This window comes from Basfia succiniciproducens (assembly GCF_011455875.1).
Classification (GTDB): Bacteria; Pseudomonadota; Gammaproteobacteria; order Enterobacterales; family Pasteurellaceae; genus Basfia; species Basfia succiniciproducens.
In genome coordinates, this window is the sequence record NZ_CP015031.1 from 1,228,794 (window position 1) to 1,240,926 (window position 12,133).

11 protein-coding genes are annotated in these 12,133 nt (G+C 44.2%); 4 read left to right on the top strand and 7 right to left on the bottom strand.

All coding sequences use genetic code 11. The features are described from left to right. Positions 1-7: 7 nt before the first annotated feature. Both dhaL and dhaM read left to right on the top strand, forming a co-directional pair. A complete protein-coding gene (gene dhaL / locus A4G13_RS05490) occupies positions 8-634 on the top strand; it encodes a dihydroxyacetone kinase subunit DhaL (RefSeq protein WP_011200775.1) in 627 nt (208 codons plus the stop codon). A gap of 8 nt (positions 635-642) precedes the next feature. Further along, positions 643-1,053, top strand: a complete 411-nt coding sequence (gene dhaM / locus A4G13_RS05495; RefSeq protein ID WP_011200776.1) for a dihydroxyacetone kinase phosphoryl donor subunit DhaM — start codon at positions 643-645, stop codon at positions 1,051-1,053. A gap of 91 nt (positions 1,054-1,144) precedes the next feature. On the opposite strand, the gene A4G13_RS05500 is transcribed toward dhaM, so the two are convergent. Genes A4G13_RS05500 through A4G13_RS05510 form a run of 3 tightly spaced genes read right to left on the bottom strand, consistent with a single transcriptional unit; the run spans position 1,145 to position 5,135 of the window. Next, positions 1,145-2,599: an FGGY-family carbohydrate kinase gene (locus A4G13_RS05500; protein ID WP_090655211.1), complete on the bottom strand. Its 1,455-nt coding sequence runs from the start codon at positions 2,597-2,599 to the stop codon at positions 1,145-1,147. Positions 2,600-2,603: 4 nt separating this feature from the next. Further along, complete coding sequence (locus A4G13_RS05505) at positions 2,604-3,632, bottom strand: ABC transporter permease (RefSeq protein ID WP_090655208.1); 1,029 nt, start codon at positions 3,630-3,632, stop codon at positions 2,604-2,606. A gap of 15 nt (positions 3,633-3,647) precedes the next feature. Beyond that, positions 3,648-5,135, bottom strand: a complete 1,488-nt coding sequence (locus A4G13_RS05510) for a sugar ABC transporter ATP-binding protein (RefSeq protein ID WP_090655204.1) — start codon at positions 5,133-5,135, stop codon at positions 3,648-3,650. 162 nt (positions 5,136-5,297) lie between these two features. Here A4G13_RS05510 and A4G13_RS05515 point away from each other — a divergent pair, with 162 nt between their 5' ends. Further along, a complete protein-coding gene (locus tag A4G13_RS05515; RefSeq protein ID WP_090655201.1) occupies positions 5,298-6,239 on the top strand; it encodes a sugar ABC transporter substrate-binding protein in 942 nt (313 codons plus the stop codon). A 75-nt stretch (positions 6,240-6,314) separates the two neighbouring features. Here the strand turns inward: A4G13_RS05515 and lysC are convergent, their stop codons facing one another. Beyond that, positions 6,315-7,667 (bottom strand): lysine-sensitive aspartokinase 3, encoded by a 1,353-nt coding sequence (gene lysC, locus A4G13_RS05520; RefSeq protein WP_011200781.1) that lies wholly within the window; start codon positions 7,665-7,667, stop codon positions 6,315-6,317. Positions 7,668-7,792: 125 nt separating this feature from the next. Then, positions 7,793-9,154, bottom strand: coding sequence for a UDP-N-acetylmuramate:L-alanyl-gamma-D-glutamyl-meso-diaminopimelate ligase (mpl, locus tag A4G13_RS05525; RefSeq protein ID WP_090655198.1), 1,362 nt, complete (start codon positions 9,152-9,154; stop codon positions 7,793-7,795). 161 nt (positions 9,155-9,315) lie between these two features. On the opposite strand from mpl, the gene fbp reads away from it, so the two are divergent. Continuing rightward, positions 9,316-10,323: a class 1 fructose-bisphosphatase gene (gene fbp / locus A4G13_RS05530; RefSeq protein WP_011200783.1), complete on the top strand. Its 1,008-nt coding sequence runs from the start codon at positions 9,316-9,318 to the stop codon at positions 10,321-10,323. An 87-nt stretch (positions 10,324-10,410) separates the two neighbouring features. Here the strand turns inward: fbp and A4G13_RS05535 are convergent, their stop codons facing one another. Both A4G13_RS05535 and A4G13_RS05540 read right to left on the bottom strand, forming a co-directional pair. Then, positions 10,411-11,226: a hypothetical protein gene (locus A4G13_RS05535; RefSeq protein WP_090655260.1), complete on the bottom strand. Its 816-nt coding sequence runs from the start codon at positions 11,224-11,226 to the stop codon at positions 10,411-10,413. A 13-nt stretch (positions 11,227-11,239) separates the two neighbouring features. Continuing rightward, positions 11,240-11,905 carry a glutathione S-transferase gene (locus A4G13_RS05540; RefSeq protein ID WP_090655195.1) on the bottom strand — a complete coding sequence of 222 codons (666 nt, stop codon included), beginning with the start codon at positions 11,903-11,905 and terminating at the stop codon, positions 11,240-11,242. Positions 11,906-12,133 lie beyond the last annotated feature (228 nt).

The following is a 12,133-nucleotide window of genomic DNA, read 5'->3' on the forward strand; positions in this document are numbered from 1 at the left end:
GAAGTATATGGCTTTAACCAAACAACAAATTTTACAATGGCTGGAAAATTGCAATCGGACATTCAACGAACGGCGGGATTATCTGACCGAATTAGACACGGCAATCGGCGACGGCGACCACGGGCTGAATATGCAACGGGGTTTCAGTAAAGTAATGGATAAACTTCCGACTATCAAAGATAAAGATATCGGGACGATTTTAAAAAACGTCGGTATGACTTTGCTTTCGCAAGTGGGCGGCGCAAGCGGTCCGCTTTACGGTACTTTTTTCATTAAGGGGGCGCAAAGTGCGGTCGGAAAAGAAGAAATTTCTTTTGAAGAACTCGTTCAAGTGCTAAAAGACGGCGTTGCCGGTATTGTTTCGCGCGGGCATGCCGAACTCGGCGACAAAACCATGTGCGATGTATGGCTGCCGGTTGTCAACCAGCTGGAACAGGAGGACGGTAATCAACCTCTTGATGCGCTATTGAAAAGTGCGGTCGAAAAAGCCAATATTTCCTTGCAGGCGACTATTCCGCTTATCGCTAAAAAAGGGCGTGCCAGCTATTTGGCGGAACGTAGCGCCGGGCATCAGGATCCGGGCGCCACGTCCACCACTTATATGCTCGAAGCCTTATATAATGCGGTGAAATAGGAGAGATTATGGTTAATCTGGTTATTGTTTCACATAGCAAAAAACTGGCCGACGGCGTTGCCGAATTGGCGGGTCAAATGGTAACCGGCGGTTGCAAAATCGCCGTAGCCGCCGGTATCGACGATGAAGAAAACCCCATCGGCACCGATGCGGTAAAAATCATGAGCGCAATCGAAGAGGTATTCAGCGCCGACGGCGTAGTCATTCTGGTTGACTTGGGCAGCGCCATTTTAAGTGCAGAAACCGCATTAGATTTGCTGGATCCGGAAATTGCCGAAAAAGTGGCAATAAGCTATGCGCCTCTTGTCGAAGGCGCATTAGCCGCCGCCGTTTCCGCTTCTACCGGAGACGATTTACAAACCGTACTAGCCGAGGCAAAAGCCGCAGGCGATTTGAAATTACAACAGGAAAACAAATAGTAAAAAGTGCGGTCAAAAATCACAAAATTTTTAAACACTTCAAAAAAACAACCGCACTTTTTAGTGCGGTTATCTTTAATATTTCATGCCATTACGCCATTTGTTCCAGTAACTTCGTCAGTTTCCGATATTGTCGGTATTTGTGTTGATAAGCGTCGAAATTGGCGGGATTCGGCTGAATGACGCGCAACGCCTGATGTTGTTTTAGCGCAAGGCTGTCGCCGTTAACTCCTTCCGCCGCCATTAATGCGGCACCCAGACAACCGATTTCTTCCACTTCCGGTATTTCCAGGGTTTTACCTGTCAGATCCGCCAGCATTTGCAGCCAGACGGCGGATTTTGCCGGTCCGCCGGTGACGCGCAGCGTTTGCACCTGCGGGAAACGTTGATACATACGTTCCAGATGGATCATCAGACTGAACAACACTCCTTCGTAAACCGCCTGTAACAAATGGGCTTGACTGTGATGTGCCTGCATGCCGTAGAATCCGGCGGTCATGCCTAATTTGGCATTGGTACCGTACAAAAACGGTAAAAAAATGACCGCACTTTGTGCCGGCGGAAGGGCGGCGACCATTTGATTTATCTGTTGATAATCCAGCTTCCACTGTTTAACGAACCATTCCAGATTGCCGGCGGAAGTGGGACTTGCTTCCTGTATCAGAAATTTGCCCGCTTCCACGTAACGACCGTGGGCGAAAGGTAACGCCTGTTTATCGTCAATTTCATTGGAAATACCCGTAACAATGGACCAAGTACCCAAGACTACATTGAGTTTATACGGTTGATTATCGGCAAGGCACAAGGTCATCGCCGTGACATCAAATACGCCGCCCACTACCGGCGTTCCCGCCGTTAAACCGCATGCCTGCGCAGCCTGTTCCGTAACAAAACCGGCGATTTGGTTGGCTTTGACGATGGGCGGCAATTTATCCATAATTTCTTCAATACCGAGCAGGCGCGCCAATTGCGGCTCGTATTGCCCCGTCGCCATGTTGTACAGATTGCTTTCAGAAATATTGCTTTCTTCGCAATATAGTTCGCCGGTCAGGCAAAAACGCAGATAATCGTGAGACATCAGCAGGTGGCGGATTTGATCATAGCGAGGAACGTCGTTTTCCTTCAACCAGCGTAAAATGGAAACGGGGTGACCCGTCCACAAACTTTGACGGGATATAGGATAGATTTGTTGTTCCAATCCTTTCGCCTGCCAGCGTTTAACGATTGGCAGCGAACGCTGATCGGAAGATAAAATAGCCCGGCCCAGCGGCCGCTTATCTTTATCCAGCAAAAAAGCGCCTTTACCCTGCGCCGAAATGCCGACGCTTTTGATCAAGTGCGGCGGAATTTCGCTCGATTTTACGGTACGTCGGATAACTTCGGCACAGGCTTGCCATAATTCGGGCATATCCCGCTCGGCATAGCCCGATTGCTCACTGATAACAGCGACGTTTTCGCGCTCGCAGGCCCGGATATTGCCGTTTTCGTCAAATAGCGCGGCCTTGATAAAGGTTCCGCCGCAGTCAATGCCTAAATAATAGTTCATGCTGTTATTCTCTGAAGAAAATACGTCTCAGGCCACCGGTAGATACTTCGCCGCGTCGTAATTGGTCGAGGAATACCGCAAGAATAATTACCATACCGATAATCAAGCGTTGCAGATAAGAGGTTACGTTCAATAGGGTCAAACCGTTTTGCAGTACCCCCATAATCAGCGCCCCGATAGAGGTGCTGACCACCGAACCCACACCGCCCATCAGACTGGTACCGCCGATTACCGTTGCGGCAATGGCATCCAGCTCATAACCCGTACCGGCAATAGGTTGTGCGGCGTTTAAACGCCCCACCAGAATAACCGCGCCGACGGCCGCCAAGGCGCCGTTAATCACATAGGTTTTAATTTCCAGCTTATTCACGTTAATCCCGGACAGCCGCACCGCTTCGCGATTACCGCCGAGAGCGTAAATCTGGCGACCGAACACGGTTTGAGTTAACACATAGAAACTGATTAAGACGACGATAAGGGCGATAATCACCGGAATCGGAATACTGAAATTTTCCGTCACCGCAAGACGTCCGTTACCGAAAAAACGCAGTTGTTCGGGGAAATTGTAAATGGTTTTACCGTTGGATAAGGTTAACGCCAGGCCACGTGCGATCCCCATCATACCGAGGGTGGTGATAAACGAGGTAACTTTGCCGTATACAATCACCACGCCGTTCACATAGCCGCATAAGGCACCGACCAGAACGGCTCCAACAATGGACAGTAACACCACAGCCAGCAATGCGCTTTGTGACGGATTTTCGCCAAGCCATGCCACCCCCCAATGGGTAAACAGCCCCAGACAAACCGCACTTAATGCCACGATGGAACCTACGGACAAATCGATTCCGCCGGTGAGAATAACGTAGGTCATACCCACGGAAATCACGCAAATGACGGAAACCTGCAATAAAATATTGAAAATATTATTGGTGGATAAAAACGCCTGAGAGGTCAGAGACATGCCTATAATCATAAATAACAAGACTAATCCGATTCCCAGTTTGGATATTAATTTTTTAAATGAAAACATAAAATTATCCTTATTTTAAATACCGATCATGGCATGCATTAAATTTTCTTCCGTAATGTCGTCGCGATTGGCGATTTCTTTTACTTTTTCGCCGTTACGCATCACGATGACGCGATCGGAAATGGTGATGAGTTCCGGCAAATCAGACGATACCATCACAATGGTTCCGCCGTTTTCGGTAAACTGCCGCATTAAGTCATAGATTTCCGACTTGGCGCCGATATCGATACCGCGCGTCGGTTCGTCAAAAAACAGAATATCCACGCCGCTTTCCAGCCAACGGGCTAAAATCACTTTTTGTTGATTACCGCCAGACAGGGTTTTAGTCTGCTGTTCCTGATCCTTGGATACGATATGCAACTTGCTGCGGTTGGCTTCCACCACTTCTCGCTCTTTCTTTTTATCCAACTGCCAACCGTTCCAGAAGCGTTTCAAGATCGGTAAGGTGATATTTTCACGGATACTCATACCGAGCACCAACCCTTGGGATTTGCGATCTTCGGTAATAAAGCCGATTTTGTGTTTAACCGCATCTTCCGGTGAATGAATGCTGATTTCTTTTTGATCGATATAAATCTTGCCGGTTGCTTCGTCCGCCCCGTAAACGGCGCGTAAAACTTCGGTCCGGCCGGCACCTACCAGACCGGCAAAGCCTAAAATTTCACCTTTGTTTACTTGAAAGGAAATCGGGCTGATATGCTTGCTTTGAATATTTTCCACCCGTAGTTTTTCTTGGGTAAATACGGTATCGCGGCGATAACGGCTGAAATCCACTTTGCGTCCCACCATTAAACGTACAATGTCTTCCGGTGAAGTTTCTTCGTAACGCATGGTACCGGTAATACGTCCGTCCCGCAGTACGGTAACGCGATCGGCAATATATTTGAATTCTTCCAGACGGTGAGAAATATAAATCATCGCCACGTTTTTGGCTTTCAGCTGATGAATGATTTTGAACAACACTTCCGTGTTTTTGCGGGAAATAGAGGATGTCGGTTCGTCGAAAATAATGATTTTATATTCGCTGAAAACGGCTTTGGCGATTTCCACCATTTGTTGCTGGGCAATGGAAAGATCGGCGATTAAATCGTCGGGTTTAATATCCAGTTCCAGTTCGTCGATAATATGCTGGGTTTTTTCACGCATTTCCGACCAGTTCATACGACCGAAGGATAAGGTTTTTTCCGCACCGAGAAAAATATTTTCCATCACCGTGAATTTCGGTACCAGCATTAATTCCTGATGGATAAAGCCGATGCCCGCTTCCTGCGCTTCTTTTACCGTAGTGGGGGAATAGGGTTGCCCCTGATAAAGCATTTCGCCCGTATCACGACTGTAGATCCCCGCGATAATCTTACACAGGGTGGATTTTCCTGCGCCGTTTTCCCCAATCAGACAAAGCACCTCGCCGCATCTGATATCCAGATTGATATCTTCCAAAACCGTTACGTCGAAAAAACTTTTTGAAATGTTTTTCAGCGTCAGAATATTGGTATCAGTCATTTTCACTCCGCTAACTTCCGGTTAAATCATAAAATATAGAATAAATTATTTTTTCTGTTAAAAATGGGGTAACGGTCACAGTTTTAGAAATTAAATCCGGGTACACTGATCCCGTTTCAGCGGAAACAAATTTGTTTACGTCAAAATCAAGGAGAGTCTTCTATGGCATCTAAGTTATTAAAAAATATTTTTAAATTCAGTGCATTAATCAGCGCACTTCCGGCTTTGGCGTTTGCTGCTGATAAACCGCAAATTGCGCTGTTAATGAAAACCTTAAGTAACGAATATTTTATTTCCATGCGTCAAGGTGCTGAGGAAACGGCAAAAGAGAAAAATATCGACTTAATCGTTCAAGTAGCGGAAAAAGAGGACTCCACCGAACAATTGGTCGGCCTGGTAGAAAATATGATCGCTAAAAAAGTCGATGCGATCATCGTCACTCCGAATGATTCCATCGCCTTTATTCCCGCTTTCCAGAAAGCCGAAAAAGCGGGCATTCCGATCATCGATTTAGACGTACGTCTTGATGCCAAAGCCGCTGAGGCCGCCGGGTTAAAATTCAATTATGTAGGTGTGGATAATTTCAACGGCGGTTATCTGGAAGCGAAAAATCTGGCGGAAGCCATCGGTAAAAAAGGTAACGTAGCAATCCTGGAAGGAATTCCCGGCGTGGATAACGGCGAACAACGTAAAGGCGGCGCCTTAAAAGCCTTTGCCGAATATCCGGATATCAAAATCGTGGCGTCTCAATCCGCCAACTGGGAAACGGAGCAGGCGCTTAACGTCACCACCAACATTTTAACCGCTAACCCGAATATCAACGGGATTTTCGCCGCTAACGATAACATGGCCATCGGCGCCGTTACCGCTGTGGAAAACGCGGGACTTGCCGGCAAAGTACTGGTTTCCGGTTACGACGGTATTCCTTTGGCGATTGAATATGTGAAACAAGGCAAAATGCAAAACACGATTGACCAATTGCCTAAAAAACAAGTGGCCATCGCTATTGAGCATGCGTTGAAACAAATCAACAAACAGGAAATTCCGCCGGTATATTACGTGGATCCTGTGGTGGTGGACAAAGAAGAATCTAAAAATTATTAATCGATTACATACATTAAAAAGTGCGGTCAAAATTTTTAATTTTTTGACCGCACTTTTTGTTTATTCAAATATCAATTATTCGAATAATTCTTTATGCAATGCACGGACGACGTCGTCTGCATGGGCGCTATGTACTAAAGTACAGATATTATTTGTGCTTGCTCCGTAGCTAATCATGCGAATATTGTATTCTTCGATTGTACCGAAAATACGTTTCGCAATGCCCGCCGATAAATGCAGATCATTACCTATTAATGCCACCAGCGCCAAACCAGTGTCCACTTTTACCGTACAAACTTCGCTGAGTTCATTTAATAAATCGCTTGATAACAATTCCGCACCGGAAGAAGCCGAACCGGTTTTATCCAAGGTTAACGCAACACTGACTTCCGAAGTAGTGATCGTATCCACTGAAATTTTATGTTTTGCCAAGATGTTGAATACATTGGCTAAAAAACCTTGCGCATGCAACATATTTAAACTTGATAAGGTTAATAACGTCTGATCGCGGCGCAAAGCGATAGCGCGGAACGTCGGGCGAGGTTGAGGATCGCGGGTTACCCATGTACCGCCTTGTTCCGGTGCCTTACTTGAGCCCACATAAACCGGAATGTTACTGCGCACCGCCGGTAATAATGTTGCCGGGTGTAGCACTTTCGCGCCAAAAGTCGCCATTTCCGCCGCTTCCGCAAAACTCATGGTATCAATGCGTTGCGCATTCGGAACAATACGGGGATCCGTTGAATAAATACCCGCCACATCGGTCCAGATTAATACGTCTTTGGCATTTAATACTTCGGCAATTAATGCGGCGGAATAATCCGAACCGCCGCGTCCTAAAGTGGTTGTTTTACCGTTAGGATCGCGCCCGATAAAACCTTGGGTAATTACCAATTCACCGCGGTCAATCAACGGTTTTAACACATTGTCGCTATTTTTTTGAGTTTGTTCGTCATCAGGCGCCGCTTTACCGAAATTGCTGTTTGTTGCAACGACGGTACGCACGTCAACCCAAGTTGCCTGTGCGTTTAATTCACGTAACACTTGAACAAAAATTTTAGTCGACATCATTTCGCCGTGGCTGATTAATTCGTCGGTTAAGGCTGATGATGTAGCTAAACTTGCCGCTTCCGCCAAATATTCGATATTAGTCAGTAATTCTTCAATTTCAAGACGAACGGTGCCGGCATCCTTTAGTTCGTTTAAAATATTTTCCTGGATTTGACGCACTTCGGCTAATAATTTAGCTCGTTGCGTTGCTTCGCAACCATTTGCTAAAGCGACTAATAAATTTGTTACTCCCGCAGAAGCCGAAAGAACGACCACTCTTGTATTCGGATCGGCGATCACAATTTTTGCACAAGCTGTCATGGCGGCATAATTTGCCACACTTGTGCCACCAAATTTAGCGACTGAAAGATTAGCCATAAATACATCCTCAATATAATAAAAGATAAATAATGTTGTGTTTCAATAGAAATAACGACTTAACTATAATTTGTCAAACAAAATCTCAATAAATTAAAAAATTTTTTACTATTTTTATAAAAATTTTATTTATTCGCTAATTTATCTAATATTTTTTGATGGATTCCGCCAAAACTACCGTTCGACATCACTAAAATATGATCCGTCGGTTGCGCTTCCTGCACCACAAAATCCACCAGCTTATCTAAATCCGCCGTCCATTTTGTCGGTTGTACGCATTTGTTGGCAATTTCCACCACTTCCCAGGGAATATTATCCGGTTGTAGTAAAAAGACATAATCGGAACGAACTAACGCAGGTGCAATTTCATCTTTATGCACCCCCATTTTCATAGTATTTGAACGCGGTTCCAGCACGGCTAAAATCCGCACGCCGCCACCCACTTTATCGCGAAGAGCGGTCAAAGTTGCCTGAATTTCTGCCGGATGGTGAGCAAAATCATCATAAACAGTTACGCCGCCTACTTCGCCTTTGACTTCTAAACGACGTTTTGCATTCACAAAGGTGGCTAAGGCACGGCAGGCGTCTTCAATTTTAACGCCCCCATGATATGCTGCGGCAATCGCCATCAGAGCGTTGTGCATATTATGCTGCCCTACTATATCCCAATGCACTTCCGCTACTTTTTCGCCCAAATGGAAAACCGCAAACCGGCTGCAATCGTTGGTAATGCGTTCCGCGTTCCATTCCTGTTCTTTGCCTAAAAATTGTTTTTCAGACCAACATCCCATATCCAGTGTTTCTTTCACGCTTTGTTCCGTCGCCACGGAAAGAATTCTTCCGCTTGCGGGAATAGTACGAATCATATGGTGGAATTGTCGCTGGATTGCTTTCAAATCATCAAAAATATCAGCATGGTCAAAGCCGATATTGTTAATAATGAGAGTTTTAGGATTGTAATGAACGAATTTAGACCGCTTATCAAAAAACGCGGTGTCATATTCATCCGCTTCAATCACGAAATAAGGACTGTCGGTAAAACGGGACGACATACCGAAATTCCCCGCAATACCGCCGATTAAAAATCCCGGATTTAACCCGTTTTGTTCTAAAATCCAAGTCAGCATACCTGTGGTGGTGGTTTTACCGTGGGTCCCCGATACCGCAAGTACCCAGCGGTTACAAAGCAAGTTATCATGCAACCATTGAGGACCGGACATATAAGGCAACTGATTTTCTAACACATATTCAACACAGGGATTACCACGTTTCATGGCGTTACCGATAATCACCATATCCGGTGCGGGCTGTAATTGAGACACTTCAAAATGAGGAATAATCTCAATATTGTGTTCCTGCAGGAAGGTAGACATCGGCGGATAAACATTCGTATCCGACCCCGTTACCCGATAGCCCATTTGTTTAGCGATAATGGCTAAACCACCCATAAAAGTCCCGCATACGCCGAGGATATGAATATGTTTCATTATTAGTAACTCTTTTTTATATTTAATTAATAAACTTTAAACAAAAATGTGCGTGAGATCACATTGTTAAGACAATGTTATATCCGTGCACAAATTAGCTACCTATAATAATCCAACTCAGCAATTGAGTAAATGATAGGTCTAACACAATAGGAAACAATATGAAAACATTAGATGAATTCATTGTAGACAGACAAGCCGAATACCCCAATGCCAAAGGTGCGTTAACGGGGATTCTCTCTTCTATCCGGCTTGTCGCCAAAGTCATTCATCGCGACATAAATCGTGCAGGTCTCACAAATAACATTCTGGGTTTTTCCGGCATAGACAATGTACAGGGCGAGCATCAAATGAAATTGGATTTATTTGCCCATAATATGATGAAGCAAGCCTTAATGGCGCGGGAAGAAGTGGCGGGATTTGCTTCCGAAGAAGAAGAAAATTTCGTTGCTTTCGATACGGAGCGCGGTCGTAATGCCAGATATGTAATCTTAACCGATCCTTTAGACGGTTCATCAAATATTGATGTTAACGTCTCTGTGGGAACCATCTTCTCTATTTACCGTCGAGTTTCGCCTATTGGTTCGCCCGTTACCTTAGAAGACTTTATGCAGCCGGGAAACCGACAAGTTGCCGCAGGCTATGTGGTTTACGGTTCTTCCACCATGCTGGTTTATACCACCGGAAACGGTGTAAACGGATTTACTTACGATCCGTCTTTAGGCACATTCTGTTTATCTCATGAAAATATGCAGATTCCCGCCACCGGCAAAATTTATTCCATTAACGAAGGACAATATTTAAAATTCCCGATGGGCGTAAAAAAATACATTAAATATTGCCAGGAAGAAGATGCGGCAACCAATCGCCCTTATACTTCCCGTTATATCGGCTCGTTAGTAGCGGATTTTCACCGCAATCTGTTAAAAGGCGGCATTTATATTTATCCTCATGCGACAAATTATCCGCAGGGAAAACTCCGTTTACTTTATGAAGGCAACCCTATCGCATTTTTAGCGGAACAAGCCGGCGGTATCGCCTCTGACGGTTATAATCGGGTGCTGGATATTCAGCCGAGTCAATTACACCAACGGGTTCCTCTTTTTGTAGGTTCTAAACAAATGGTTGAAAAAGCACAAGACTTTATGCATCAGTTTAAAGAAGATTAACACCGATAAAAACACTCCTGAAATTTAGGGCCTGTTTATCTTTTATAAACAGACCCTAAGCCGGGGGTTTTTTATCTAAAATCGGAATTACTCGAGATAAGCAAAGCTTGCCCATAAAGGCAGAGATAAAGAAATAACAAGCAGCAACATGAGCGTGTTGTAAGATAATTTCGCTTTGCGGAAAATATGAAAAGCCAAAATCGCAATCATCACAAGATGTAACAGAAAATATAAGACGAAGGCAAAATTATTGGCAAAAACTACCGCACTTCCTAACTGCCCGTAAGCCAGTACTGCCAAAGTGAGAATACTATTAAGCACTAAAAGAACGCTCATCACCAAAGGCAATAAGGCAATAAAACTCTGTAAACGGTTACGTGAAATCACCAATAACAGGTTAGCTAAAATTACGCCTGCCAGCGCTTGTCCGAAGAAATTGTATTGCACCCAATGAAGAACCGGAATTTCCGCCAACTGCACAAAAAAACAAATCACGCCAAGCAACCCGGCTAAAGCCCCCATGTTTAACATTAAACGGCGAGAGCCAGGCTCAAGGGGTTGTCTCCACATGGAAAATAACATCAACAAGCCGGCAACGCTTAACATATCCGTTAAAATAAAATGATAGCTGGAAAACAAACTAAGCAGCAACCAAACAAGCCAATATACGGCAAAATACATAACGGCTTGAGTCAATCGACCGCGCTGCCCGCTACAAATCCGCCCTTTCAAAAACACCAGCGAACAAATAAATTGAGCCGCCAGCACACCTAAATTGAAATGGGAAATTGCTTTCGCTTCAGTCTGTAAAAACATAGTGTAAATATCAATGCCCAATAATAAAACGACCGGCATAATAGAAAAAAGTGCGGTAAGAAATTTAGAATTTTGTTCTTCTGACATAAATTTATTCACGTTAAAAAAAAGTTAATGGACCCAGTTTTTGTTCTGCGCGTTTAAAACTTTCCGTATGATTCAAACGGCTAACATAAGCGCTAATATGCGGATATTGGTTAGTTTCAAAATAGCTAACCGCCGCTTGCAAAGGAAAACTCATCATAATATCCGCACCCGTTAATTCGTCGCCCACCAGCCAGAATTTTTCCGCTAATTGGCTTTCAATGTAATCCAAATGCAGTTTTAACTGAGGCCGGATAACCCCCTGTTTGACTTTTTCCGTAATTTTATTGGCAATCGGTTTGGCGATAAAAGGCATATCCGCATCGTCAATTTTACGAAAGATCAGTTTAATCACTAACAGTGGCATTAACGACCCTTCGGCATAATGTATCCAATGTAAATACTGCCAATAATCGGTGCTGTTCATTTCCGGTTTTAATTTGCCGCCGCCATAACGGTTGATTAAATACTCAACGATCGCACCGCTTTCCGTCAGTACCAAATCGCCGTCCTTAATAATCGGCGATTTTCCCAAAGGATGAATCGAACGCAACGCATCCGGCGCAAGATTGGTTTCGCCGTCCCGTTCAATAATTTCCAGTTTATAAGGCAGGTTAAGAATCTCCAACAACCAAGCGATACGATAAGCGCGGGATTGAGTTAAGGCATAAAGAATAATCATAAAATTCCCGTTAATTAAAAATTTAGGCTGCATTATGAATGAATAAAAAAGTGCGGTCAAAAAAATCGAAATTTTTTATTCATTAAATTCTTTTGGAATCCTCAACAGATAATGAGATAAGAAAAAATCAAGCCTGCTCATTTGTTAAATTTTTGTTCAAAATTTCACGGATTTACCGAGTTTAATTAGACTTAATTTTAAATTTTGTTTAGACTTGTCTGCAGGCTT